This is a genomic window from Serratia sp. C2(1) (assembly GCF_036352655.1).
Classification (GTDB): Bacteria; Pseudomonadota; Gammaproteobacteria; order Enterobacterales; family Enterobacteriaceae; genus Serratia; species Serratia inhibens.
The window spans coordinates 1,269,555-1,295,262 of the sequence record NZ_JAZFBA010000001.1 but is presented as its reverse complement, the minus strand read 5'-3'; the positions used below and the strand labels follow the sequence as shown (position 1 = coordinate 1,295,262).

Genomic DNA, 25,708 nt, shown 5'->3' with positions numbered 1-25,708 from the left:
TTTAACTGAAACAGAGGACACATATGAAAGATGCCAGAAAGCAGCACAAAACCGCCCTGAGAGCGTTTTAGAGGGATAAGCAGAGGGGATATAGGGCTAGATGTGTAACACATTCGGGGATACAACTTGAGCTAAAGACTGTCACACAAACCAATCTCACTCAGATTAATGATTATTTATGTAGTTGTTTTTATTGATAAATTAATTTAAATATTGCGCCTTCACAGGCGTCGGGGGGATGACCGCTGCGGCGACTGGCGCCACAGCGGTAACAATACGTTTACTTGGATCGAACCGCGCATTATACAGGCTTTCAATAGGGTTGGAACCCACTTTATTACCTGGCCGATTATCGAAATCTGTTAACCGCGAACTCTTGCCCGCATTAGGTCAAAGCAAGAAAGAAGATTCATCGCCAAGAAAGTTAACCACCGCCCGATACACTTCATCAGGCCGTTCGAGGATCCCCAGGTGCGTTCGAGCATGCCCCAGTCGCACTACCGAGAAAAACGGATATTCGGCAGCAAATGCCCGCTGTTGCTCCAGATAATTTTCATCGCGATCCAGCGAGTAAATATGCCGGCAAGGCGGGGGGGAATTTAATTGGCCCAACCGGTTAAGCGGCGATTGATATTGTCGGTAAGCGTGTTCTATCGCCACGCCGGCGGCCTGCCAGACGCGGAAATCCTCGCGGGCCATTTCAACGGTCAGATGATGTTTCACCTGCGGATGGTCAAGGCCGCCCTGCCAGAACGCAAACAGCGCATCGCGTGCCACCAGCCATTGCTCTGGCCGCTGCATTTGTTGTACCGACTGGAAAAATGCCGGCACCGGCTGCGTCATGATCCAATCGAGAAATACCAGGCCTTTGACCTGCTGCGGCATAAGTTCTGCCAGCGCGACGGCAATCCAGCTGGCGTGTGCCACCGAAAGCGTCACAAAATTCTCCACCTGCAGAGCAGTCAGCAGCTGATGGACGTCTTCCAGCAGATCTTCGGCGCCAAGCGAAAGCGCATCATCGCGAGAAGACAGGCCGTGCCCACGCCAGTCGAGGCTAATCACCCGGTATCGCTCACTCGCCAGCGCGCTGAAGGGGTCAAATACCGTTTTTGGCTCACACCAGCCGGGCAGCAAGACCAGCGTCAGCGGGCCTGAACCGGAATCATGATAATCGAGAGAGTGGGTACCAAAGTGAAACGCTGTCATTTTGCCTCCTGAAGCGTCATGTCCTCAAAGCAGTTAAGAGGACTTGTGCGCAGAAAGTAAACTGACAGCGTTTAGCGATCTAATCTATTGAAGAACGTGCTAAAAAACGGGGGGCGCACCTAATGAAAAAATACGCACCAAATGAACAAATTTAGTGTCTTTCACAAGGATAAGCAGCGGTTAACGCCAGCATGATCACTGAAGGTGCAGAATAGTGCAGCTGTTCCGGATGTTCATTTAAATAATGCAGTACTGCATCAGAAGCCATGCCTACGCTCATGCCGGCGTCCGGGCAAATATTGCGATTGCCCTGCATCGAATAGGTGTCAAAAACGCCGGCCACATACCCCATAAACAGCCCGCCATCCAACGCTTCGGCAACGGTGGCCGCCCCATTTTTATTTTTCACATAGCCGCCGGTTTCAGACAGCAAAGCGTTGCCGGAATAAAAACCGGCATTGGCCACAGAAGAAAACAATAAGACCGCTAAAAGAGAACCCCGTTTAATCATCGCCACGCATCCTGCCTATTTTCAGTTTTCGATACTGTAGAATAGCGGCTTTCACGATAAATGACGTCGTTTCAGCCACTTTTCAGAAAATGAGCAACCGCCGCAGCGATAAGATCAACGGAAAGGCGTCGTGTCGCCCGCACCTTCGCGTACCACTTCCGGCGCCGACTCAGTCAGGTCAATCACTGTGGTCGGTTGCTGGCCCAGGAAACCGCCATGGATCACCAGATCTACCTGTTTGCCCAGATGATCGCTGATCTCTTCCGGATCGGACTCGGCGAAATCGTTACCCGGTAACATCAGCGTGGTCGACATCATCGGCTCGTTCAGCACTTCCAACAGCGCCAGCGCAATCGGGTTCGAAGGTACGCGCAGACCGATAGTTTTGCGTTTGTCATTCATCAGGCGGCGTGGCACTTCTTTGGTCGCTTTCAGAATGAAGGTGTAATTGCCTGGCGTGTTGTTTTTGATCAAGCGGAATGCGGTATTGTCGACATAGGCGTAAGTAGAGAGTTCGGACAAATCGCGGCACATCAGCGTAAAGTTGTGGTTACCGTCCAACTGACGAATACGGCAAATACGTTCCATAGCCGATTTCTCTTCCAGCTTGCAGCCCAGCGCGTAACCGGAATCGGTGGGGTAAACAATCACCCCGCCTTTGCGCAGCACGTCCACCGCCTGGTTGATCAGGCGCGGTTGAGGATTATCTGGATGAATATAAAAAAGCTGACTCATGACTTGCTCCTAAAATGATGCACGCAGGCGCATCCGCCCACGTTAAATCAATATACTGCGGCCTGCTGCGGTTGCGGCCAGTCACGCCATACCGGCTCAACGCCAGCGGGTAACCACAGTTTACGGCCCAGTTCGATCCACGAGCAGGGCTGATGAAAATCCGATCCCTGCGACGCCAGTAATTGATACTCTTGCGCGTACTTCGCCAGCTGCGAACGCTCATGCGGTGCTTGCTGACATTGAGCCACTTCCATCGCGTCGCCGCCGTGCTCGGCAAAATGCGCAAACAGCCGCTTCAGCCATTTAGCCGTCAGATCGTAACGGCCCGGATGCGCGATCACCGCCTGCCCGCCAGATTGATGAATCACATCAATGGCTTGTTTTATTGTACACCACTGTGGCGGAACGTAACCGGTTTTGCCCTTGGCCAGATATTTCTTGAACACCTGCGCCATGTTGTCGGCAACGCCGATCTGCACCAGGTAACGTGCAAAATGCCCACGGGTCACCGCTCCGCCGTCAGCCAGTTTTTGTGCGCCTTCGAAGGCGCCATCGATACGCGCCTTTGCCAGCCGAACGCCAATTTCCTGCGCCCGCAGGTTGCGACGTTCGCTTTGTTCGGCCAATAGTTGCACCATCGCCGGATGGGTAATATCCATCCCCAAACCAACGATATGAATCTCGTGGTTTTCCCACAGGGTAGAGATTTCTACCCCGTTAACCAATTGCAATGGCAGCGACAGTTCGGCAATCGTGGCGGCGGCGGCGGCCAGCCCATCGGTGGTGTCGTGGTCGGTGATGGCCAATACGCCAACCCGCATTTCAACCGCCCGCTGCACCAGCTGCGCCGGCGTCAGATAGCCGTCGGAGGCGGTGGTATGGCTGTGGAGGTCGTAAAGGGTAAACGCGGAAGGCTGGGGGTTGCTGTCTGTCAAAAGAAATATCCGGCAATGGCTTGGCCTTCTATCATACCCGCGATCGTCGGCCGGACGGAAATCTATTCTGGATTGCACACTTCCGTCCTGATGAAAATAACTCACGCTTGCCGCTAAAACATTGTGTAAAAAGAGGGTTGACTTTATTCCTGCGAACCAGTTAACTAGTACACAAGTTCAGGGGCATTCCCTGGTTGGATGATAATCGAGAGAGCACAGAAATGAATAAGCAAACTTCTCTTCTTCGTTGGTGGCGTACTTCCCTTTCGCGGGCGGTGTAATCGCGCATACCTGTCATCTGACACTGCAGATTCCCTAAGCCCGCTGGTAACGCGGGCTTTTTTATGGACAAAATCTAACTGGAACTACCCATGATGAACATCAAACCACAACTCACACTGCTGAAGGCGGAAACCCGCTACCGGGGCGATCCGACTACCATTTTCCACCAGTTGTGCGGCGCGCGCCCGGCCACCCTGCTGCTGGAGTCTGCCGAGATAAACAGCAAGCAAAACCTCCAGAGCCTGCTGGTGATCGACAGCGCTCTGCGCATCACCGCTCTGGGCCGCAACGTCACACTGCAGGCGCTGACCGCCAACGGCGCGGCGATGCTACCGCTGCTCGATGAAGCGCTGCCGGCAGAAGTCCAGATTCAGGTTCGCCCAAACGGCCGCGAACTGACCTTCCCGGTCATTGATGCGGTGCAGGATGAAGATGCCCGCCTGCGCTCGCTGTCAGTATTTGATGCGTTGCGTACTCTACTGACATTGGTTGACGCCCCGGCGGACGAACGTGAAGCAGTCATGCTCGGCGGCCTGTTTGCTTATGACCTGGTCGCCGGTTTCGAAAATCTGCCGGCACTGCGCCAGGATCAACGTTGCCCGGACTTCTGCTTCTACCTGGCGGAAACCCTGCTGGTGCTGGACCACCAGCGCGGCGTCGCCCGCCTGCAAGCCAGCGTGTTTACCGCCGATACGGCAGAAGAACAGCGTCTGCAGCAGCGTCTTGAGCAGTTGCAGACCCAGTTGAAGCAGACCCCGCAACCCATTCCGCACCAGAAGCTGGAAAACATGCAGTTGAGCTGCAACCAGACCGATGAGGAATACGGCGCCGTGGTCAGCGAACTGCAGCAGGCCATTCGCCAGGGCGAGATTTTCCAGGTAGTGCCATCACGCCGCTTCTCGCTGCCATGCCCGGCCCCGCTGGCGGCCTATCAAACGTTGAAAGACAGCAACCCAAGCCCTTACATGTTCTTTATGCAGGACGACGAATTCACGCTGTTCGGCGCCTCTCCGGAAAGCGCGTTGAAATACGATGCCGGCAACCGCCAGATCGAAATTTACCCTATCGCCGGTACTCGTCCGCGTGGGCGCCGAGCTGATGGTTCGTTGGATCTGGATCTCGACAGCCGCATCGAGTTGGAAATGCGCACCGATCACAAGGAACTGGCCGAGCATCTGATGCTGGTCGATCTGGCGCGTAACGATCTGGCGCGCATCTGCCAGGCCGGCAGCCGCTACGTGGCGGATCTGACCAAAGTGGATCGCTACTCTTTCGTGATGCACCTGGTTTCCCGGGTGATCGGCACCTTGCGCGCAGACCTTGACGTGTTGCACGCCTACCAGGCCTGCATGAACATGGGGACCCTGAGCGGTGCGCCCAAGGTTCGCGCCATGCAGCTGATCGCCGCCTCTGAAGGCTCCCGTCGCGGCAGCTACGGCGGCGCAGTGGGCTATTTCACCGCCACCGGCGACCTGGATACCTGTATTGTCATCCGCTCCGCGTATGTTGAAGACGGTATCGCCACCGTGCAAGCCGGCGCAGGCGTGGTGCTGGATTCTGTTCCTCAGGCGGAAGCCGATGAAACCCGTAATAAGGCACGTGCCGTGCTGCGTGCCATTGCCAGCGCGCACCAGGCCAAGGAGGTGTTCTGATGGCCGATATCTTACTGCTCGATAACGTTGATTCCTTTACCTATAACCTGGTCGATCAGCTGCGCGCCAGCGGCCACCAGGTGGTGATTTACCGCAACCAGATTTCCGCAGACATGATTATCGAGCGCCTGCAACAAATGGAGCAACCGGTGCTGATGCTGTCCCCGGGCCCGGGGACGCCGTCCGAAGCCGGCTGCATGCCGGAATTGCTGCAACGCCTGCGCGGACAGTTGCCGATTATCGGCATCTGTCTGGGGCACCAGGCGATCGTGGAAGCTTATGGTGGCCACGTCGGCCAGGCGGGCGAGATCCTGCACGGCAAAGCCTCGGCCATCAGCCACGATGGCGAAGGCATGTTTGCCGGTATGGTGAACCCGCTGCCGGTGGCTCGCTACCATTCATTGGTCGGCAGCAATATCCCGGCCGAACTCACCGTTAACGCTCGCTTTGGCGATATGGTGATGGCAGTGCGTAATGATCGGCATCGCGTATGCGGTTTCCAGTTCCATCCGGAATCGATCCTCACCACCCATGGCGCGCGTTTGCTTGAGCAAACGCTGGCTTGGGCGCTGGCGAAATAATAAGGGAAACGACGATGCAACCTATTCTTGAAAAACTGTACCGCTCGGAGACAATGAGCCAAGAGGAAAGCCGGCAGTTGTTCAGCGCCATCGTGCGCGGTGAGCTGGAGCCAAGCCAACTGGCAGCGGCACTGATCAGCATGAAAATCCGCGGTGAACGCCCGGAAGAGATCGCCGGTGCGGCCAAAGCCCTGCTTGCCGATGCCCTCCCGTTCCCGCGCCCGGACTATCCGTTTGCCGATATTGTCGGCACCGGCGGCGACGGCACCAACAGCATCAATATCTCTACCGCCAGCGCTTTCGTGGCGGCGGCATGCGGCGCCAAAGTGGCGAAACACGGCAACCGCAGCGTCTCCAGCCGTTCCGGTTCTTCGGACCTGTTGGCGGCCTTCGGCATTCGTCTGGATCTGCCGGCGGAAGAGTCTCGCCAGGCGCTGGATGATCTGGGCGTATGCTTCCTGTTTGCACCGCAGTATCACACCGGTTTTCGCCATGCGATGCCGGTCCGCCAGCAGTTGAAAACCCGTACGGTATTTAACGTGCTCGGCCCGTTGATCAATCCGGCGCGTCCGCCGCTGGCGCTGATCGGCGTTTACAGCCCTGAGCTGGTACTGCCGATTGCACAGACTCTGCGGGTGCTGGGCTACCAGCGTGCAGCGGTGGTGCACGGCGGCGGCATGGACGAAGTGGCGATCCACACCGCTACCCAGGTGGCGGAGCTGAACAACGGTGAAATTGAAAGCTATCAGTTGACGCCAGAGTCATTCGGACTGCAAAGCTACCCGCTGGAGGCCCTGCGGGGCGGTTCACCGGAAGAAAACCGTGACATTCTGGCACGGTTGTTACAAGGTAAAGGTGACCCGGCGCACGCCGCAGCGGTAGCCGCTAACGTGGCGCTGCTACTGAAGTTATTCGGGCATGAAGACCTGCGCCAAAACGCGCAGCAGGCACTGGAAACGATTCACAGCGGGCAAGCTTACGAGCGCGTCACCGCACTGGCAGCAAGAGGATAAATGATGCAGGAAACCGTGCTCAACAAGATTGTTCGTGATAAAGCGCAATGGGTCGCAGCACGACAGCAACAACAGCCACTGGCCAGTTTTCACGATGAAATCGTCCCAAGCGAGCGCGGCTTTTATCATGCGCTGCAAGGGGCCAGAACGGCGTTTATTCTTGAATGCAAAAAAGCGTCCCCTTCCAAAGGATTGATCCGCGAAAACTTTGATCCGGTCGAAATCGCTTCGGTTTACAAGGATTTCGCGTCGGCCATCTCGGTGCTGACCGATGAGAAGTACTTTCAAGGCAGTTTCGACTTCTTGCCGCTGGTCAGCAAAACGGTGACGCAGCCGGTGCTGTGCAAAGATTTTATTATCGACCCGTACCAGATCTACCTTGCGCGTTTCTATCAGGCCGATGCCATCCTGCTGATGTTGTCGGTACTCGACGACGAACAGTACCGCCAGTTGGCGGCCGTGGCGCACAGCCTGAATATGGGCGTGCTGACCGAAGTGATCAGCGAAGAAGAATTGCAACGGGCGATCGCGCTGGAAGCGCGTGTGGTCGGCATCAATAACCGTGACCTGCGGGATTTGAGCATCGATCTGGATCGCACCCGCCAACTTGCGCCACGCGTGCCGCACGGCGTGACGGTGATCAGCGAATCAGGTATCAACAATTACGGCCAAATCCGCGAACTGAGCCACTTTGCCAACGGATTCCTTATCGGCAGCGCGCTGATGTCGGAAACCGATCTGCGCGCCGCCGTACGCCGGGTAACGCTGGGCGACAATAAAGTTTGCGGGCTGACCCGCCCGCAGGATGCCGCAGCCGCCTATCAGGCCGGCGCCGTCTACGGCGGGCTGATTTTTGTCGGGCGTTCACCGCGCTATGTCGACATCAACCGCGCCCGCGAAGTGATCGCCGGTGCGCCGCTGAAATACGTCGGCGTGTTCTGCGATGCGCAGGTGGAAACCCTGGTGCAAACCGTTGAACGCCTTGGTCTGCAAGCGGTGCAGCTACACGGTGCGGAAGATCAAACCTATATCGACGCCCTGCGCGCCAAACTGCCTGCTACCTGCCAGATTTGGAAAGCGCTGAGTGTGAAAGACAGCTTGCCGGCACGTGACCTGCGGCACGTTGACCGCTATCTGCTGGATAACGGCGCCGGCGGCACCGGTCAGCGTTTCGACTGGTCAGTGTTGCACGGCCAAAACCTGGATAACGTGATGCTGGCGGGTGGCCTGAGCGCAGACAACTGCGTGGACGCAGCCAAACTCGGCTGTGCAGGGCTGGACTTTAATTCCGGCGTTGAGAGCCAGCCCGGGATTAAAGACCCTGCCCGCCTGGCGGCAGTGTTCAAGACCCTGCGCGCCTACTGAGCCAAATATACCCAATAGATTTCAAGGCACAGGAAGGCGGTAAGAGAGTGAATCCCCAGGAACTTACTCAGGTAAGTCACTGGGGTGAAAGCGCGCAACCAACACACCTGCGGTTTGAAAGATGAAGGGTAGACAATTTAACGGATAATAACGGGAATTATAATGACGCTGCTTAACCCCTACTTCGGCGAATTTGGTGGCCAGTATGTGCCGCAGATTCTGATGCCGGCATTAAAACAACTGGAAGAGGCCTTCGTCAGCGCACAGCGCGACCCTGAATTCCAGGCTGAGTTTATCGATCTGCTGAAAAACTACGCCGGCCGCCCGACGGCGCTGACGCTGTGCAAAAACCTCACCGCCGGCACCAAAACCAAGCTGTACCTGAAGCGTGAAGATTTGCTGCACGGCGGCGCGCACAAAACCAACCAGGTGTTGGGGCAAGCATTGTTGGCCAAACGCATGGGCAAAACCGAAATCATCGCCGAAACCGGTGCCGGTCAGCATGGCGTGGCCTCAGCGCTGGCCTGTGCGCTGCTCGGTCTGAAATGTCGTATCTACATGGGCGCCAAAGATATTGAACGCCAGTCGCCGAACGTGTTCCGCATGCGCCTGATGGGCGCGGAAGTCATTCCGGTGCACAGCGGCTCCTCCACGCTGAAAGATGCCTGTAACGAAGCGTTGCGCGACTGGTCCGGCAGCTATGAAACTGCCCACTATATGCTGGGTACCGCAGCCGGCCCGCATCCGTATCCGACCATCGTGCGTGAATTTCAGCGCATGATCGGCGAAGAAACCAAAGCGCAGATGCTGGAGCGCGAAGGTCGCCTGCCGGACGCAGTCCTGGCCTGCGTCGGTGGCGGTTCCAATGCTATCGGTATGTTTGCCGACTTTATCGATGACGTCAGCGTTGGCCTGATCGGTGTGGAACCCGCCGGTCTCGGTATCGAAACCGGCCAACACGGTGCGCCGCTGAAGCACGGCCACGTCGGGATCTATTTCGGTATGAAAGCGCCGATGATGCAGACCTCCGAAGGCCAGATCGAGGAATCCTATTCCATTTCCGCCGGGCTGGACTTCCCGTCCGTCGGGCCGCAGCACGCCTATCTGAACAGCATTGGCCGTGCCGAATACGTGTCGATTACCGACGACGAAGCGCTGGATGCCTTCAAGGCTCTGTCGCGCAGCGAAGGCATTATCCCGGCGTTGGAGTCCTCCCACGCCCTGGCGCACGCGCTGAAAATGATCCGTGAAACGCCGCAGAAAGAACAGATCCTGGTGGTTAACCTGTCCGGCCGCGGCGACAAAGACATATTTACCGTTCACGACATACTGAAAGCTCGGGGAGAAATCTGATGGAACGTTATCAGCAACTGTTCAAACGTCTGGAAAGCAACAAGGAAGGTGCCTTCGTCCCGTTTGTCACCCTGGGCGACCCGAACCCGGCATTATCGCTGCAAATTATCGACACTCTGGTTGAAGCCGGTGCCGATGCTCTGGAGCTGGGCATCCCGTTCTCCGATCCGCTGGCCGACGGTCCGACTATCCAGAGCGCTGCGCTACGCGCTTTCGCCTCCGGCGTGACGCCGACCCAATGCTTTGAAATGCTGGCCGCCATTCGTCAGAAGTACCCGACCATTCCTATCGGCCTGCTGATGTACGCCAACCTGGTGTTTCATAAAGGCATCGATGCGTTTTACCAGCGTTGCGCCGACGTCGGCGTGGATTCGGTGCTGATTGCCGATGTCCCCTTTGAAGAGTCTGCGCCCTTCCGTGCCGCCGCCACGCGCCATGGCATCGCTCCTATCTTTATCTGCCCGCCAAACGCAGACGACGATTTGTTGCGTGAGATCTCCTCGCACGGTCGGGGTTATACCTACCTGCTGTCACGTGCCGGCGTTACCGGCACCGAAAGCCGCGCTCAATTGCCACTGCATCATCTGGTGAACACACTGCGCGAATACCATGCCGCGCCACCGCTGCAGGGATTCGGCATTTCCGAGCCTGCGCAGGTACGTGACGCACTGCAGGCCGGTGCCGCCGGTGCGATCTCCGGTTCGGCGATCGTCAAAATTATCGAGCAAAATCAGGCGCAACCGGCAGAAATGCTGACTCGGCTGGCGAACTTTGTTCGCGAAATGAAAGCCGCGACCCGAAGCTGATCGTTCCTGCGGTGGGCGTGATGGATCACGCCCGCCGATAACACCTTGTTTCCTCTCAGGGTTGTTCGTTTTTTTTACATCTAAAATTTGAACAAACCCGCTTATTGACTCACACTTGAAGGTGCCCGTTGCAGATTTCTGCATTTTGCGGAAATACTGAGCGTTTTCAGGTGATAACCTGAATGTAGTTTCAACAATAACATTGCATGGAGAGTAATTTATGAAGCTATTTAAAACCCTTTCGGCCTTATGCATGGCAGCCGTTGTGGCATTCGCAGTCAGCGCCTGCGCGCCGACAGCGAAATCCGAGGGGACTGGCGGTTATATTGACGATACGGTGATTACCACCAAAGTGAAATCAGCACTGCTGGCAGATAAAAACATCAAGTCGAGAGAAATCAGCGTAGAGACCTTTAAAGGCCGGGTGCAATTGAGCGGCTTTGTCACTTCCAGCGAAGATGCCAACCGTGCGGTGCAGACCACACGCGGCGTGGCGGGTGTTAAATCCGTTGAGAACGTCATGCAACTCAAATAACGATCGCAGGGAGGCATTGCGCCTCCCTGTATCGGTCATCCTCAGAAGCGATAACCTGCCCCGAACATAAACACCCAAGGATCCAACCGCGTATCAATGCTGTGATGATTGCCGTTGGCGTCATCAAAGCGGGTTTTGGTCTCGATATTCATCCACCACACCGACATATTCAACATCCAGTGTGCATCCAGGTTGTAATCCAGGCCCGCCTGCGCAGCGACGCCCCAGGAGTCTTTCAGGCTCAGATTACTCAGCCCGGCCCCTTTGCCATTGTCATTGAACTTTTCATCGAAGAAAGTGGTGTAGTTCACGCCAAGCCCCAGATACGGACGCAGTTTGTCCTGCTTGTCGCCAAAGTAATATTGCGCCATCAGACTCGGCGGCAGATCGCGCACCGTGGCGATGTTGCCGTTCACTGCAGCGCCGTTCAACGACACCTTATGGCGGAACGGCGTCGCAGCCAGCAATTCCACGCCGATATTGTCCGTCATCATATAGCCGAAAGTCAGGCCGAGCTGGGTGTTATTATCGGCATTGAAGGATCCCTGCCCCAGTACGTCGTCCGATCCTGCATTGGGCCGTACCGTCGCCGCACCCGCGCGGAAAAGAAAATCACCTGCCTGATGCGCACTTGCCACCATAGGGGCCATCATAGCCGCCAATACCACCAGAGTTGTCTTTTTCATTATCCATTCCATTTGTGTGGTTACTATTCGGAAGGGAATATACCTACTTACGGGTATTTATGATCCCATCGGGATCACATCTTATGTGTAAATTTTTTAATTCCTACTAAAAACAAGGTTACCTAAGGGACTAATAAATCAAGGATTGATCTGAATCAAAAAATGGATTTTGTTGCAAATTATCTACATGTTCAAATTTCAGTTGCTAAAAAAACAACCGCTGAGTAATTTCATCATCCGTGTTGGTTTTGGTTGGTGCCGTAAGGAGTCGGTGCAATCAAGATGAGCGAAATTCTTAATCCCTGTGTCAGTTGCGGCGCATGCTGCGGCTATTTTCGAGTGTCATTCTATTGGGCCGAAGCGGAAGATGGCGGCGGCGTGGTTCCTATATCTCTTACCGAACCCTTAACTCCCTTTTTGCGCTGTATGCAGGGGACCAACAGCAAGTCCCCGCGCTGTACCGCTCTCGAGGGGGAAATCGGCAAGGCCGTGTCCTGCTCCATTTACCTCAATCGCCCCAGCCCTTGTCGCGAGTTCGATCAGTCCGGAGAAAACGGCCTGCGCAACGAAGCCTGCGATCGCGCGCGCGAGCGTTATGGGCTACCGCCGCTGCCGGTTCCTTTACCCTTGTCGCCGCCAATAACGGCGATTGCCGAAGAAATAGCCGCAGTGCACCTCTCGGGGTGCCACAGCGACGCGGAACAGGGTACAATCGCCCACTGATTTTGCCATATACCTATGAATTTCAAGTTGCGGCCAACCATGCCGCAGCTTGAAAGGCGATGGATATATCTTTGTTTCTCGACGCCAAGGAGTCTGCATGCCTATCACGGCCAACACATTGTACCGTGACAGTTTTAACTTTTTCCGTAATCAACTGACCAGCATCCTGATGCTGGCGCTGTTGACCGCGTTCATTTCTGTGCTGCTCAATCAGGCTTTTAGCCCTGACGTCGAGCAGTTGAAGATCTTGTCCGCAACGGAAGGTGATTTTACGGCATCCGCCGGAATGGGGATCCAGGAAATCATTCAGCAAATGACACCCGAGCAGCAAATGGTGTTATTGAAGGTTTCGGCAGCCGCCACTTTCTCCGCGTTGGTGGGCAACGTGTTGCTGGTTGGCGGGATGCTGACGCTGATTCGCCTGGTTTCCCAGGGGCAACGCATCAGCGCGCTGCGCGCTATTGGCGCTTCTGCGCCGGAGTTGCCGCGTTTGCTGCTGCTGCTGTTTATCTGCACTCTGCTGATTCAGTTAGGCTTGACGCTGTTCGTCGTGCCGGGCGTAATCATGGCGATCGCCTTCTCGCTGGCGCCGGTCATCACCACCGCCGACAAAAAAGGCGTATTCGCTTCGATAAAGCTGAGCTGCAAACTGGCCTTCGCCAATGCGCGCGTGATTGTGCCGGCCATGATGCTGTGGCTGGCCGCCAAGCTGCTGGTGTTGTTTATGGTGAGCCATCTTTCGGTGCTGACCCCGAATGTCGCCAGCGTAGTGCTTACCGCGCTGAGCAACCTGGTTTCCGCCCTGTTGCTGATTTACCTGTTCCGTCTGTATATGCTGCTGCGCAGTTGATCTGCCGGCAGAAACTAAAAGGGCGCGCCTCGGCGCGCCCTTTTTGCTTATAGGGCCGCCGTCTCCGCCTGTTCCTTGCTCTGAATCAGTTTCAACGCCAAATACAAATCCGGCACCAGAATCAATTCCCGATCGCGCCCCAGCCGATTGATGCGGAACCAACGCGTCAGCTCGGTTCGCCGCCCCGCCAACACCAGTTTCACGTTACGCTGTAACAGATCGCGTTTCAGTTCATCTATCGCCGCCAGAACGCTGATATCCGCGTGGGTAAAGCTGGCGACAGCATCCACCACCACCCAACGCGGCTGGAATGGCGTACTGTCCACCAAATTCAGGATCCGGCGCTTGAAGTACGCCACGTTAAAATAGGTTAACGGCGAGTTGAAGCGGTACATCATCACGCCGGGTACCGCCTTAACGCCGTTGTTGTTGCCCATCGAGTGGATCATGCCCTCGTCGTTCACACCCAGCAACTGCTCCGTCGGACGAAATACCGTGCGCAGGAACTGCATCAGCCCCAGCAATACCGCCAGGCCGATACCGCTGATCACCCCCACCAGCAGCACGCACAAGAAGGTGAACATTGCCAACCTGAAGGCCTGCGCATTGCGGCGGCGCATGATCCAGATGCCCCGAAAATCCAGCAGCGACCAGGCGGCATACATCAGCACTACGCCTAACCCCGCCACCGGAATAAACTGCAGCGGCGCCATCAGGAACAACAGCACGAAAGCGATCACCCCCGCGGCAATGATCGACACCAATTGACTCTTGCCGCCGTTGGCATCGTTAACCGCAGTGCGGGAATCCGCCCCGCTGATGGCAAACCCCTGCGAAAGCGCCGAAACGATATTCACCAGCCCCAGCGCGCGGAACTCGGCGTCGGCATTCACCTCATAACCGTTCTTCGCCGCAAAACTGCGCGCGGTCAGCATCATGCTGACAAAACTCACTACCGCCAGGTTAAGCGCCGGAATGACCATGTCTCGCAGCAAACCCGGCTGGAAATCCGGCCACTGGACTATCGGCAGCACGTCGCTAAAACCGCCCACCGTCACCACACCATGCTGCTGCAACCCGCCTATCCAGGTGACGAAAGCCGCCAATACGATGGCAAACAGCGGTGCCGGCCAGTTAGGCCGCCATTTTTTAAACCCCAACAGCGTGACCAGCGTCAGCAACGACACCGCCATGGTCAGCCAGTCGCTGTGCATCAGGTTGCCCGGCAGCGCGTAAATGCGCTCAATCAACTGCGCCGGAGGAACGCCAAAACCGAGGACTTTGCCGATTTGATCGACCATGATGGTGATCGCCACGCCGTTCAGCAGCCCACTGAGTATCGGCCGGGAAAGCAGATCCGCCAGTGCGCCCAGTTTGAAACGGCTCGCCAACAGACACCAGGCGCCCATCATTGCCGTCATCATGATGGTGAGCTGCCAGTGCCGCTCCATATTACCCGCCGCCAGCGGCGTCACTACTGCGGCTATCACTGCGCAGGTGGCGGCGTCCGGCCCGACAATAAGCTGGCGCGATGATCCGAAAAACGCGTAGGCGACCATCGGCAAAATACAAGAGTACAACCCCACCACCGGGCTGACTCCGGCCAGCTCGGCGTAAGCAATCGCCACGGGCAATGCCACCGCGGCTACGGAGAGCCCGGCGCGTATATCCGGTTTAAGCCAACTGCGTTGATACCCTAATAAATGCGTCAAACCGGGCGTTAGCGCCTGGAGAGGTTTCCACTGCATAAACTGTTTTCCGTTATAAATTATCAGGCTATTATTACACGCATCATGAGATGCCGGTGCCGTGCCGGCAAGCAGCCAGCCGCTAACTCGCGACCTCAATCGTAAGTTTATGCAAATTCCTGCTTTCATGGCAGAAATCCGGTTCTCAAACGCCGATAATCAGCGCCTCCCTGCGGTACACAGAGCCCGCCGAATCCGGTATAGTCGGCAGATGAACAGATGATGGATTGATTTATGAAGCAGTTTCTTGATTTCCTCCCGTTAATTGTCTTTTTTGCTTTTTACAAGCTCTACGATATCTACGTCGCCTCCGGCGCCTTGATTGTCGCTACCGCACTGGCGCTGGTGTTCACCTGGATCAAATACCGCAAGGTCGAGAAGATGACGCTGATCACCTTCCTGATGGTGCTGGTGTTCGGCACCCTGACGCTGGTATTCCATAACGATTTGTTTATCAAATGGAAAGTCACGGTCATCTATAGCCTGTTTGCGTTGGCGTTGCTGATCAGCCAACTGGTGCTCAAGAAGCCGCTGGTTCAGCGCATGCTGGGTAAAGAGCTGACGCTGCCGGACAAAGTGTGGAGCAACCTCAACCTGGCCTGGGCGGTATTCTTCCTGGTCTGTGGCCTGGCGAATATCTACGTCGCCTTCTGGCTGCCGCAAAGCGTTTGGGTTAACTTTAAAGTGTTCGGCCTGACGGCGCTGACGCTGGTGTTTACCTTGCTCAGCGGTATTTATATTTATCGGCACATGCCGGAAGAACAGAAAAAATAGTTACAAAATTGTTAATGCCCGTAGCGCTTGCTGCGGGCAGTATAATGAAAACCCTTCTTTGATAAGCAGACGGCTATGACTCAACAACGACCTTTACCCAGTGGCGAAATGGTGCTGCGTACTCTGGCAATGCCGGCAGATACCAATGCCAACGGTGATATTTTTGGCGGCTGGCTGATGTCGCAAATGGACATTGGCGGCGCTATTCAGGCGAAAGAAATTGCCGAAGGACGCGTAGTGACAGTGCGTGTCGATGGTATGACCTTCCTGAAACCGGTCGCAGTGGGTGATGTGGTTTGCTGCTATGCGCAGTGTATCCGTACCGGCCGCAGTTCGATCACCATCAATATAGAAGTGTGGGTAAAGAAAGTGTCCTCCGCGCCTATCGGTCAGCGCTACCGTGCAACCGAGGCGGTATTTACTTATGTGGCGGTGGACGATGAGGGCAATTCACGCGCCCTGCCCGATGGCAAAATGAACTTCCGCGTCGGCTTTGAAGAATAGCTGAAATGCAGACAGCAAAAAGGGTCGCTTCGGCGACCCTTTTCTATTGGCGCCAACGTCGATATCAGTCCATCTCCGTGGTACCGTTAATTTTAAAGATAATATTCGTGGTGCGATTTTTCGCTTCCTTGGCTTCATAGCGCCACTTGCGCATTGCCTGCTTCACTTCACGCTCGAACATATTACGTGGCTCCGCATTCAGAATACGCACGTTCGTCACGCGCCCGTCGCTGTCGATGTCAAATTGAACCCGCACATTGCCTTCAATCTGCAATGCCCTGGCGCGCGGCGGGTAGATCGGATCTGCACGGCTGATTGGCTTCGGCCCCACATCACGCGAATTGCCCTGAATCGGCGCTGAAGGCGCTTGCTTCACCGGCGCTTTGTCGATCGGCTTGGCCGGCTCGTTATTTTCAAACGGCGACGGTTCACGCGGCTCGACTTTCTTCGGTTCACGCTTGACCGGCTTTTCAACCTTCGGCTTCGGTTTTGGCTTCGGCTTGGGTTTTTCCGGCTCAGGTTTCAATATCGCCTTTGGCGGCGGCTCTGGCAGCGGTTCCGGTTCAGGTTCCACCTGCGGTTCCGGTTCAGCAGGCGCAGGTGGCGGCGGTTCCGCCATCGCGGCGGTATTGACCATCATGACGCTGATTGGCGCATCCTCCGGTTTCGGCAACTCCATGACCTCTTTGACGGAAGCATAGAGCAACCCCACCACCAGGGCGCTGTGTAAGCCAACGGACAGGACAATCGGCACTGACAAACGGCGATTAAGGAACATCTTTTTTAGCGGCATAATGATTCTGTTTCCTCTGGTTCGCCAAGTTTAAATGCAAATAGCAATCATATTCAATAACGAATGGCGAACTATCGCGTTAATCGTCATTATTCATCGCTAAAACCTGCAAACTCATAGGGATATTAACCTTTCATTTGCTTTTTTATTGAGGATTTCACACGCTCTATTAACCTGGTTTACCGCGACAAAAACCAAAAAACCCGCCGTAGCGGGTCCTTTTTCACCAATGCGGCGTTATTCTTCATCACCGTAGTACAACACACCCAGTTTGATCAGGGGTCGCCCCTGCGCTTTGCGATGCAGGTTAGTATCACGTAACGAATAAACGCAGCCGCAGTACTCCTGCTGGTAAAAGCGTTCACGCTTGCTGATTTCTATCATTCGCGACGCGCCGCCTTTTTTGCGCCAGTTGTAATCCCAATACTGCAGATCAGGATATTTTTCTGCTGCACGGATGCCGCAGTCGGTGATTTGCTGCATATTCTTCCAGCGGGAAATCCCCAGCGAGCTGGAGATGGTGTCGTAGCCATGCTCATGCGCATACAACGCGGTGCGCTCGAAACGCATGTCGAAACACATGGTGCAACGGATCCCACGCTCTGGCTCGTTTTCCATGCCTTTGGCGCGGGCAAACCAGTTATCGGTATCGTAATCGGCGTCAATAATGGGTATTCCGTGTTGCTCGGCAAAGCGAACGTTCTCTTCCTTGCGCAGCAGATACTCTTTTTGCGGATGAATATTCGGGTTATAGAAAAAGATGGCGTATTCGATGCCGGAGGCCTGAATGGCTTCCATCACCTCACCGGAACAAGGCGCACAACAGGAGTGCAGCAACAGCTTGCTTTTGCCCTCGGGCAAGTCGAGTTTATCCCTAACCAGTTCCGTCATTTCCTCACCTCTCACACAGGAGTTCAATTCATCGCGCGGCCGCACTATACGAATAAAAACTAGCTGCTTCAAGGCATAAGCGCCAGCTGGAAATAAATTCCCCCGGGCAGGCATTCCCATGACGCGCCTTTTGCGCTACTTTGAATTACCCCTTCTATACTAATGATTTTAAAGGTGAAATATGCTTTATCTGATCTATGCGCAGGACGTCCCAAATTCATTGGAAAATCGTCTGTCGGTGCGGCCGGCGCATCTGGCACGCCTGCAGGCGCTGCGGGATGAAGGTCGTCTGGTGGTTGCCGGCCCAAACCCGGCAATCGACAGCAACGATCCGGGCAGTGCGGGCTTCAGCGGTTCTACGGTGATTGCGGAATTCGCCTCGCTGGCAGATGCTCAAGCCTGGGCTGAACAGGATCCCTACGTCGCCGCCGGCGTTTATGGTGACGTGACGGTAAAACCCTTTAAACAAGTATTTTAGATAGCTATCAAGTCAATCCGTGACTTTCCATTACAGCGGGTTGCACTGTTACAATTACGGGTCACAGTAGTGGCCCGTGACTTATTTCTACACCCGCCTCGGAATGAACAATACCGTAAAAAAAAGCCAGCACGGAGTGGCTGGCTAAAGGGTTCTTCGAGGGAATATCTTGTCCGATAACCCTACGCTTTCCGCTTTCGCCCCGCCAGCTATCAGTGCGATAGCTTTACTCTTAAAGCAAAGCGTCTGGCGGCGCATTCCTGCTTCTGGTATGGTTAACGGGCAGCCTATAACCATATAAATAATAATGAATTAACAGGGGGAGTCTACTTGCAGCGACAACCGGTTTCATCTTCAAGAATTATATCAATAGGCTATGATGAAAATGCTCAGATTCTGGAAATCCAGTTTCGTGATGCGGGGACCTACCAATATATTGGGGTTCCGAAGCGAATCTACCAGGATTTTGTCGTGGTGGTTTCAAAAGGCAGATTTTATGATGGCGTCATAAAAGGCAAATATTTGTGCCGTAAAACGGGGTAAGCGGCCAGGGTAGTATCAACCCGGCCTGCGCGCCGCCCCCGAACGGTGTCGGGGTGTAAGATGACTTTCTTACTTCGATGCCGGATCCGCTACAGCCGTTTGGCTTTGCGCCAGAACCAGTGCCTGCATATCCGCAAACATAGCGTCCCACTCTTGTTGGCCAATATCCATCAGGCCGAAAAACCGCAGCATGAATGCCCCTTCGGTGGCCAGAAAAGCTAACCGCGCGCGCCTTCCCTCCTCAGTGGTCAAATCCAGGCCGGCAATCCGACTGCGGTACCATTCGCGCGTGCTGTCCAGATGCTCCGGCGTTTGAATCAGTGTCGCCATCAGCCCCGCAGCCTTGGCGCTGGATGCCTGATCGGAGCTTCTGGTCGCCTGCATATGCGCCTGCACGGCGGTGGTCGCAGAGGGATTTTCCCCGGCAATCGCGTCGAACACAGTGTCATATGCCTTGCCCCAGCGTTCAAACATCGCATCAATCAACGCGTCTTTACTGCCGAAGCAGTATTGCACTCCGCCTTTGGAGATCCCCATCGCTTTTGCGACGGAATCAATGGTCAGACCGGCTGCACCCTGGTTGGCGACTATCTCTTCGGCCATATCCAGAACCTTGTCACGATCGATGCTGCGTTGACGTCCCATTGATAAACCTCTCTTTTCAATACGTACGTATGGATATATATTATATCCAGTATACCACCAGTGGAGACTGGGGTTTACCTTCTGACGGCGCATCCGCGCTGCCCGCATTTTTTGGAATAATATTATGTTCGTAAACAACCGCTGGTTGATACTGGCCTTAATCTCCAGCGCCCTATTTCTCATCGTCATCGACATGACGGTGTTATACACCGCCTTGCCGCGGCTGACGCAGGCGCTGGATGCCAATGCGTCACAAAAATTGTGGATCGTAAACGCTTACCCGTTGGTGGTCGCAGGTTTGCTGCCCGGCGCTGGCATGCTGAGCGACCGCATCGGTCATAAGCGCCTGTTTATGGCTGGATTACCGGTTTTTGCCGTCGCCTCGCTTTCCGCCGCCTTTTCCCCCTCCGCCGAGTGGTTGATCGCTGCGCGTGCATTTCTCGCCGTGGGTGCCGCCATGATGATGCCTGCAACCTTGTCCATCGTCCGCCATATCTTTACCGACGAACGCGAGCGCGCGTTGGCTATTGGCATTTGGGCTGCGGTCGCCTCCAGCGCAGCTGCGCTGGGCCCCGTGGTCGGTGGCGTGTTGCTGGAATATTTCTGGTGGGGTTCTGTGTTTCTTATCAACGTGCCGGTGGTGATGTTGGTGCTGCCGCTGGCATGGCGACTGATACCGCACTGTGGCGGGGAAAATAAGCGCCCGTACGACATTATCGGCTCGGTACAGATCATGATCGGTCTGGTGGGCAGCATCTACGCGCTGAAAGAATTGAGCAAAACGGCCCCTTCCTTCATTGCGTTAGCGATCGCCGCTGTGCTCGGCATTGTCTCTCTTGGCCTTTTTGTTCGCCGCCAAAGACAAGCGCAATACCCGATGATTGACTTCTCGCTGTTCCAAAACCGGCTGTTTGCCGGTGGCGTCGGCGTTGCCTTGCTCTCGATGATAGCGCTGATTGGCGTGGAACTGGTTCTGAGCCAACGTTTGCAATTGGTTCTCGACCTGAGCCCATTGCAGGCCGCGCTATTTATTTTGCCGATCCCGCTGGCTTCCATGCTGGCCGGGCCGCTGACTGGCCTGTTCCTGCCCCGCTACGGCGAACGCCTTATGATGCTCGGCAGCTTTATGTTGACCGGTCTCGGTATCACCGGCCTCGCCCTGTTTTATCAAAGCAGCGTTTTATTGCAATTGACGTGCCTGTGTCTCACTGGTTTTGGCATCGGGGGGGCCATTACCGCCGCATCGACCGCCATCATGTTGAATGCGCCTGAAGAGAAATCGGGCATGGCGGCGTCGATTGAAGACGTCTCCTATGAGCTTGGCGGGGTTCTGGGCATCACCCTGCTGGGTGGGTTGATGACAGCCGTCTATAGCCACAGCCTGACGTTGCCGGGCAGTTTGTCGGTGAGCGGCATCGCTTATGACAGCATTGATGAAGCTCTGCGGCTGGCCGCCACTCTGGCCGACGATCGGGCTGAACAACTGAGACAACTGGCTCGCACGGCTTTCGATCGGGCATTTATCGCGGTACTGATAGCTGCCGCGTTGTTAATGGTGCTGGGGGCAGGCATGGCGAAATGGACTTTAGGCAAGAAGGGATAAACCCCATCAGCAGGGAGAGCTTGTCGATAAGGGGATACGAGGCAGCCCTCATAATCCCTCGTACTTAAAGACAACTTTTTCATCAAATCACAGTCCCTGCCGGGACTGTTTTCGTGTTACCACTCGTAGGCCACCACAAACAGCAATGCGCGCCGATGCTGATCATCCAGGCGACGTCGCACCCGAATAATGTGCCGGTTGCTGCATGACTGGCGTTCCAGCCAGCGATGCCTGCGGCGTTGACTCTGCCGCAGCATCCGCCAACGGCCCACCTCGTTTCTACTGCGTCTCATCGTTTCGTCACTCGTCCGTCAAATGCCAACGGCGGGCATTATAGCGCTTTCGCCGTGCGATCCAAGCCGCAGTTCGACGCACTACCACGCCGCCAAGCGACGCGATGACCGGATAAAAATGTTTTTTTCGCTTTCAGCAAGTGCCTTAAGGCAATCATATTTATGCAATATAAGCGCCGAGAAAAGGTTCCCCCTTTACCATTCTGTGCGTACACTCATTGTTGGTGGTTTGCGAACAGGATTTTTCGCCTTTATGACAACATTTTATACCGTAATCAGTTGGCTCATGGTATTCGGTTACTGGCTGCTTATCGCCGGGGTCACGCTACGTATTCTGATGAAACGCCGCGCTGTGCCTTCCGCCATGGCCTGGCTGTTGGTTATCTATATTCTGCCGTTATTCGGTATCGTGGCTTATTTGTCTTTCGGCGAATTGCATTTAGGCAAACGTCGCGCAGAACGCGCCAAGGCGATGTGGCCCTCGACCGCCCGCTGGCTCAGCGAATTAAAAGAGAGCCAACGGATTTTCGCCACAGAATACAGCGAGGTCGCCAGGCCTTTGTTTCAGCTGTGCGATCGCCGCCAGGGCATCGATGGCGTTAAGGGCAACCAACTGCAATTGCTCACCACTACCGACTCGACGATGAAAGCGTTAATCCGCGATATCGAGCTGGCGCGTCATAATATTGAGATGGTGTTCTATATCTGGCAACCCGGTGGGCTGGTGGATCAGGTCGCCGAATCGCTGATGGCTGCCGCACGACGCGGCGTGCATTGCCGGCTGATGCTGGATTCTGCCGGCAGTCTGCAGTTTTTCCGCAGCCCTTATCCGGGCATGATGCGCAATGCCGGCATTGAGGTGGTAGAAGCGCTCAAGGTAAATCTGTTCCGCGTGTTCCTGCGCCGGATGGATTTACGCCAGCACCGCAAAGTTGTCCTGATCGACAATTACATCGCCTATACCGGCAGCATGAATATGGTCGATCCGCGTTATTTCAAACAGGGCGCCGGCGTCGGACAGTGGATCGATCTGATGGCGCGCATGGAAGGCCCGGTCGCCAGCACCATGGGTATCGTTTATGCCTGTGACTGGGAAATTGAAACCGGCAAACGCATTCTGCCGCCGCCGCCGGATGTCAATATCATGCCGTTCGAACAGGAAAGCGGCCATACCATTCAGGTCATCGCCTCCGGCCCCGGTTTCCCGGACGAGATGATCCATCAGGCGTTACTGACCGCCGTGTACTCTGCACGCGAGCAGTTGATCATGACAACGCCCTATTTCGTGCCGAGCGACGATCTGCTGCATGCGATTTGCACCGCCGCGCTGCGTGGCGTCGAAGTCAGCATCATCGTGCCGCGCGACAACGACTCAACGATGGTACGCTGGGCCAGCCGTTCCTTCTTCTCAGAATTGCTCGACGCCGGCGTGCGCATCTATCAGTTTGAAGGCGGCCTGCTGCATACCAAAAGCGTGCTGGTCGATGGCCAACTCAGTCTGGTAGGCACGGTAAATCTGGACATGCGCAGCCTGTGGTTGAACTTTGAAATTACCCTGGTCATCGACGATGACGGCTTCGGCAGCGATCTGGCCTGCGTGCAGGATGACTATATCGCCCGTTCGCAGTTGCTGAACGCCCAAGAGTGGCAGAAACGGCCATTCTGGCACCGCATTGTCGAACGCCTGTTCTACTTTTTCAGCCCGCTGCTATAAAAGCCGCGTCGGGCATGGTTTAATAACGTCAAATCATTTTTGATCAGGATTTTTTTATGGATTTGAATAACCGCCTCACCGAAGACGAAACGCTGGAACAGGCTTATGACATCTTTCTGGAATTGGCCGGCGACAATCTGGATCCGGCGGATATTCTGCTGTTCAACCTGCAGTTTGAGGAGCGCGGTGGCGCCGAGCTGTATGATCCGGCGGAAGACTGGTCGGAACATGTGGATTTTGACCTGAACCCGGACTTTTTTGCCGAGGTGGTCATTGGCCTGGCAGACAGCGATGGCGAACCGATCAACGACGTGTTTGCCCGCGTATTGCTCTGCCGTGAGAAAGACCACAAGCTGTGCCATATTTTGTGGAAAGAATAAGCCCCCTGCTTGCATGAAAAAACCCGCCGATTTTGGCGGGTTTTTTGTTGCTGACGCAGCGAACGACGCTGCGGCGTGAAGACGACGGGAATTAGAGAGGATCTACTTTCAGGCACGACACCGCGTGGCGGAAGCTCCCTTCCAGCAGCGGTCGGGTCTTGGCGCATTCCGGCCCGGCAATCGGGCAGCGAGTACGGAACACACAGCCTGAAGGCGGGTTGATCGGCGAAGGCAGTTCCCCTTCCAACAATTGGATCTGCTTTTCCCTCTCCTTGTCCGGATCCGGGATCGGCACCGCCGACATCAGCGCTTTGGTGTAAGGATGCTGCGGGTTGTGGTACACCTCATCGTAGGTTCCCAACTCCACCGCATGGCCCAGATACATCACCAGCACGCGATCGGAGATGTGCTTGACGACCGCCAGGTCATGGGCGATGAAGATCAACGACAGCCCCATTTCACGCTGCAGCTGCTGCAACAGGTTGACCACCTGCGCCTGAATCGACACATCCAGTGCAGAGACAGGTTCGTCACAGATCACCAACTTCGGTTCCAGGATCAGCGCACGTGCAATGCCGATACGCTGGCATTGGCCACCGGAGAACTCATGCGGATAGCGGTTGATCAAGTTTGGCAACAGGCCCACCTTCAGCATCATCGCCTTCACCTTGTCCTTCACTTCCTGACGCGGCATCTTCGGGTAATAGGTGCGCAACGGCTCGGCGATGATTTCGCCGATGGTCATGCGTGGGTTCAGCGAGGCCAGCGGATCCTGGAAGATCATCTGGATGTCGCTGCGCGTTTTGCGCCAGTCGGTATCGCTCATGCCGAGCAGATCCTTACCCAACCAGGCAACGCGCCCACTGGTGGCTTTCACCAGGCCGATAATGGCGCGGGCGAAGGTCGACTTTCCGCAACCGGACTCGCCCACCACACCCAGCGTTTCCCCTTCGAACAAGCGCAGTGTCACGCCATCGACCGCCTTCAGGGTTTTCGCCGGCTGCCAGAACCACTGTTTATCATCATGAATGTCGAAGTGCACTTTCAAATCGGCCACTTCAAGCAACACTTTCTTGTCGGTTACCGCTGTCATACCAACGCCTCCACCGGTTTAAAGCAGGCGCGCAGGCGCCCTTCACCAAACTGCTCCAACGGCGGAGCGCTCGCGCATTGCGCCATCGCGAACTGACAACGCGGCTGGAACGGACAACCTTTCGGCAGGCGCAGTAGATTCGGCGGGTTGCCGGGAATGGTCATCAAGGCTTCACCTTCAGCGTCCAGACGCGGAACCGCATTCAGCAGACCGATGGAGTAAGGGTGGCTCGGGTGATAAAACACATCACGTGCGCTGCCGTATTCCATCGTGCGCCCGGCGTACATGACCAGCACTTTATTACAGATACCGGCAACCACGCCCAAATCGTGAGTGATCATGATGATGGCCGTATTGAACTCTCGCTTCAGCTCATTCAACAGCGTCATAATCTGCGCCTGAACCGTCACATCCAGTGCGGTGGTCGGCTCGTCGGCAATCAACAGTTTAGGCCGGCACAACAACGCCATGGCGATCATCACGCGCTGGCGCATACCGCCGGAGAACTCATGTGGATACATGCGCATGCGTTTGCGCGCTTCCGGCATTTTTACCGCATCGAGCATGCGCACCGACTCTTCGAAGGCTTCGCTTTTGCTCATTTTCTTATGCAACATCAGCACTTCCATCAGCTGCTCGCCAACGCGCATATAAGGGTTAAGCGACGTCATCGGATCCTGGAAGATCATCGAAATCTCTTCCGCCCGCAGCTTGTTCAGCTGTTTTTCCGGCAGGTTGAGGATTTCGCGGCCATTAAACTTGGCCGAGCCGCCAATGCGGCCATTGCTGGCCAGCAACCCCATTAACGCAAAAGCGGTCTGGGATTTGCCTGAACCGGACTCACCGACGATGCCCAGCGTTTCACCGGCTCGCAGATCAAAGTTCAGATCGTTCACTGCCGTCACGTCGCCGTCCGGGGTGCCGAAGGTCACGCGCAGGTCTTTTACATCCAGCAACAGCGGCGATTTGACGGCGGTGCCGGTTTGCAACTGCGGGTTTTCAATGGTGCTCATGAT

General features: G+C 55.5%; 26 protein-coding genes, 1 pseudogene and 1 other annotated feature. Of the genes and pseudogenes, 15 read left to right on the top strand and 12 right to left on the bottom strand.

From position 1 onward, the window contains the following. Window positions 1–390: 390 nt before the first annotated feature. From V2S86_RS06025 to rnm, 4 genes are all read right to left on the bottom strand, one after another. On the bottom strand, window positions 391–1,206 hold the full coding sequence (locus V2S86_RS06025) for an alpha/beta fold hydrolase (protein ID WP_330761643.1): 816 nt from the start codon (window positions 1,204–1,206) through the stop codon (window positions 391–393). A 151-nt stretch (window positions 1,207–1,357) separates the two neighbouring features. After that, the gene (locus tag V2S86_RS06020) at window positions 1,358–1,717 is read right to left on the bottom strand and encodes a Rap1a/Tai family immunity protein (RefSeq protein ID WP_006321147.1); all 360 of its coding nucleotides are present in this window, start codon (window positions 1,715–1,717) and stop codon (window positions 1,358–1,360) included. A 114-nt stretch (window positions 1,718–1,831) separates the two neighbouring features. Next, window positions 1,832–2,452, bottom strand: coding sequence for an L-threonylcarbamoyladenylate synthase (locus V2S86_RS06015; RefSeq protein WP_311992409.1), 621 nt, complete (start codon window positions 2,450–2,452; stop codon window positions 1,832–1,834). A 47-nt stretch (window positions 2,453–2,499) separates the two neighbouring features. Further along, the gene (gene rnm / locus V2S86_RS06010) at window positions 2,500–3,387 is read right to left on the bottom strand and encodes an RNase RNM (RefSeq protein WP_330761642.1); all 888 of its coding nucleotides are present in this window, start codon (window positions 3,385–3,387) and stop codon (window positions 2,500–2,502) included. Window positions 3,388–3,629: 242 nt separating this feature from the next. After that, window positions 3,630–3,733, top strand: a sequence feature (Trp leader region). Between the two features lie 25 nt (window positions 3,734–3,758). On the opposite strand from rnm, the gene V2S86_RS06005 reads away from it, so the two are divergent. The 6 genes and pseudogenes from V2S86_RS06005 to V2S86_RS05980 all read left to right on the top strand — a co-directional run bounded on the left by V2S86_RS06005 (window position 3,759) and on the right by V2S86_RS05980 (window position 10,974). Continuing rightward, window positions 3,759–5,321, top strand: a complete 1,563-nt coding sequence (locus tag V2S86_RS06005) for an anthranilate synthase component 1 (RefSeq protein WP_330761641.1) — start codon at window positions 3,759–3,761, stop codon at window positions 5,319–5,321. Continuing rightward, a pseudogene (gene trpD / locus V2S86_RS06000) lies at window positions 5,321–6,915 on the top strand (bifunctional anthranilate synthase glutamate amidotransferase component TrpG/anthranilate phosphoribosyltransferase TrpD). The gene V2S86_RS06005 and the pseudogene trpD overlap by 1 nt, the downstream one beginning before the upstream one ends. Before the next feature lie 3 nt (window positions 6,916–6,918). Further along, complete coding sequence (trpCF, locus tag V2S86_RS05995) at window positions 6,919–8,280, top strand: bifunctional indole-3-glycerol-phosphate synthase TrpC/phosphoribosylanthranilate isomerase TrpF (RefSeq protein ID WP_330763159.1); 1,362 nt, start codon at window positions 6,919–6,921, stop codon at window positions 8,278–8,280. A gap of 162 nt (window positions 8,281–8,442) precedes the next feature. Further along, a complete protein-coding gene (gene trpB / locus V2S86_RS05990) occupies window positions 8,443–9,633 on the top strand; it encodes a tryptophan synthase subunit beta (protein WP_004945250.1) in 1,191 nt (396 codons plus the stop codon). Continuing rightward, window positions 9,633–10,439, top strand: a complete 807-nt coding sequence (gene trpA / locus V2S86_RS05985) for a tryptophan synthase subunit alpha (protein ID WP_330761640.1) — start codon at window positions 9,633–9,635, stop codon at window positions 10,437–10,439. Before trpB ends, trpA begins: the two co-directional genes overlap by 1 nt. A gap of 220 nt (window positions 10,440–10,659) precedes the next feature. Then, window positions 10,660–10,974, top strand: coding sequence for a BON domain-containing protein (locus V2S86_RS05980; protein WP_004945257.1), 315 nt, complete (start codon window positions 10,660–10,662; stop codon window positions 10,972–10,974). A gap of 41 nt (window positions 10,975–11,015) precedes the next feature. Here V2S86_RS05980 and ompW read toward each other — a convergent pair whose 3' ends face one another. After that, window positions 11,016–11,660, bottom strand: coding sequence for an outer membrane protein OmpW (ompW, locus tag V2S86_RS05975; protein WP_330761639.1), 645 nt, complete (start codon window positions 11,658–11,660; stop codon window positions 11,016–11,018). 282 nt (window positions 11,661–11,942) lie between these two features. On the opposite strand from ompW, the gene V2S86_RS05970 reads away from it, so the two are divergent. Then, window positions 11,943–12,383 (top strand): YkgJ family cysteine cluster protein, encoded by a 441-nt coding sequence (locus V2S86_RS05970; RefSeq protein ID WP_330761638.1) that lies wholly within the window; start codon window positions 11,943–11,945, stop codon window positions 12,381–12,383. Window positions 12,384–12,480: 97 nt separating this feature from the next. After that, the gene (locus tag V2S86_RS05965; protein ID WP_330761637.1) at window positions 12,481–13,233 is read left to right on the top strand and encodes a YciC family protein; all 753 of its coding nucleotides are present in this window, start codon (window positions 12,481–12,483) and stop codon (window positions 13,231–13,233) included. 47 nt (window positions 13,234–13,280) lie between these two features. Here V2S86_RS05965 and V2S86_RS05960 read toward each other — a convergent pair whose 3' ends face one another. After that, window positions 13,281–14,981: a SulP family inorganic anion transporter gene (locus V2S86_RS05960; RefSeq protein WP_330761636.1), complete on the bottom strand. Its 1,701-nt coding sequence runs from the start codon at window positions 14,979–14,981 to the stop codon at window positions 13,281–13,283. A 234-nt stretch (window positions 14,982–15,215) separates the two neighbouring features. On the opposite strand from V2S86_RS05960, the gene V2S86_RS05955 reads away from it, so the two are divergent. Further along, on the top strand, window positions 15,216–15,755 hold the full coding sequence (locus V2S86_RS05955) for a septation protein A (protein WP_330761635.1): 540 nt from the start codon (window positions 15,216–15,218) through the stop codon (window positions 15,753–15,755). Between the two features lie 75 nt (window positions 15,756–15,830). After that, a complete protein-coding gene (yciA, locus tag V2S86_RS05950; protein ID WP_004945276.1) occupies window positions 15,831–16,259 on the top strand; it encodes an acyl-CoA thioester hydrolase YciA in 429 nt (142 codons plus the stop codon). Between the two features lie 64 nt (window positions 16,260–16,323). Here the strand turns inward: yciA and tonB are convergent, their stop codons facing one another. Then, window positions 16,324–17,052: a TonB system transport protein TonB gene (tonB, locus tag V2S86_RS05945; RefSeq protein ID WP_330761634.1), complete on the bottom strand. Its 729-nt coding sequence runs from the start codon at window positions 17,050–17,052 to the stop codon at window positions 16,324–16,326. Window positions 17,053–17,289: 237 nt separating this feature from the next. Next, the gene (locus V2S86_RS05940) at window positions 17,290–17,943 is read right to left on the bottom strand and encodes an epoxyqueuosine reductase QueH (protein ID WP_330761633.1); all 654 of its coding nucleotides are present in this window, start codon (window positions 17,941–17,943) and stop codon (window positions 17,290–17,292) included. 181 nt (window positions 17,944–18,124) lie between these two features. On the opposite strand from V2S86_RS05940, the gene V2S86_RS05935 reads away from it, so the two are divergent. Then, entirely contained in the window at window positions 18,125–18,421 is a 297-nt protein-coding gene (locus V2S86_RS05935; RefSeq protein ID WP_004945285.1) for a YciI family protein, read from the top strand. A gap of 330 nt (window positions 18,422–18,751) precedes the next feature. Next, entirely contained in the window at window positions 18,752–18,964 is a 213-nt protein-coding gene (locus V2S86_RS05930; RefSeq protein ID WP_330761632.1) for a KTSC domain-containing protein, read from the top strand. Between the two features lie 69 nt (window positions 18,965–19,033). Here the strand turns inward: V2S86_RS05930 and V2S86_RS05925 are convergent, their stop codons facing one another. Then, a complete protein-coding gene (locus tag V2S86_RS05925) occupies window positions 19,034–19,609 on the bottom strand; it encodes a TetR/AcrR family transcriptional regulator (RefSeq protein ID WP_330761631.1) in 576 nt (191 codons plus the stop codon). 124 nt (window positions 19,610–19,733) lie between these two features. Here V2S86_RS05925 and V2S86_RS05920 point away from each other — a divergent pair, with 124 nt between their 5' ends. Continuing rightward, window positions 19,734–21,212, top strand: coding sequence for an MFS transporter (locus tag V2S86_RS05920; RefSeq protein ID WP_330761630.1), 1,479 nt, complete (start codon window positions 19,734–19,736; stop codon window positions 21,210–21,212). A 116-nt stretch (window positions 21,213–21,328) separates the two neighbouring features. On the opposite strand, the gene V2S86_RS05915 is transcribed toward V2S86_RS05920, so the two are convergent. Continuing rightward, window positions 21,329–21,505, bottom strand: a complete 177-nt coding sequence (locus V2S86_RS05915) for a YciY family protein (protein WP_004945296.1) — start codon at window positions 21,503–21,505, stop codon at window positions 21,329–21,331. A gap of 253 nt (window positions 21,506–21,758) precedes the next feature. Here V2S86_RS05915 and cls point away from each other — a divergent pair, with 253 nt between their 5' ends. Together cls and V2S86_RS05905 are read left to right on the top strand one after the other, a co-directional pair. Beyond that, complete coding sequence (cls, locus tag V2S86_RS05910; protein WP_330761629.1) at window positions 21,759–23,219, top strand: cardiolipin synthase; 1,461 nt, start codon at window positions 21,759–21,761, stop codon at window positions 23,217–23,219. Window positions 23,220–23,275: 56 nt separating this feature from the next. After that, a complete protein-coding gene (locus V2S86_RS05905; protein ID WP_004945300.1) occupies window positions 23,276–23,599 on the top strand; it encodes an HI1450 family dsDNA-mimic protein in 324 nt (107 codons plus the stop codon). A gap of 91 nt (window positions 23,600–23,690) precedes the next feature. Here the strand turns inward: V2S86_RS05905 and oppF are convergent, their stop codons facing one another. Together oppF and V2S86_RS05895 are read right to left on the bottom strand one after the other, a co-directional pair. Further along, window positions 23,691–24,692, bottom strand: coding sequence for a murein tripeptide/oligopeptide ABC transporter ATP binding protein OppF (oppF, locus tag V2S86_RS05900; protein ID WP_004945302.1), 1,002 nt, complete (start codon window positions 24,690–24,692; stop codon window positions 23,691–23,693). Next, window positions 24,689–25,705 (bottom strand): ABC transporter ATP-binding protein, encoded by a 1,017-nt coding sequence (locus V2S86_RS05895; RefSeq protein ID WP_330761628.1) that lies wholly within the window; start codon window positions 25,703–25,705, stop codon window positions 24,689–24,691. Before V2S86_RS05895 ends, oppF begins: the two co-directional genes overlap by 4 nt. Between the last annotated feature and the right edge of the window lie 3 nt (window positions 25,706–25,708).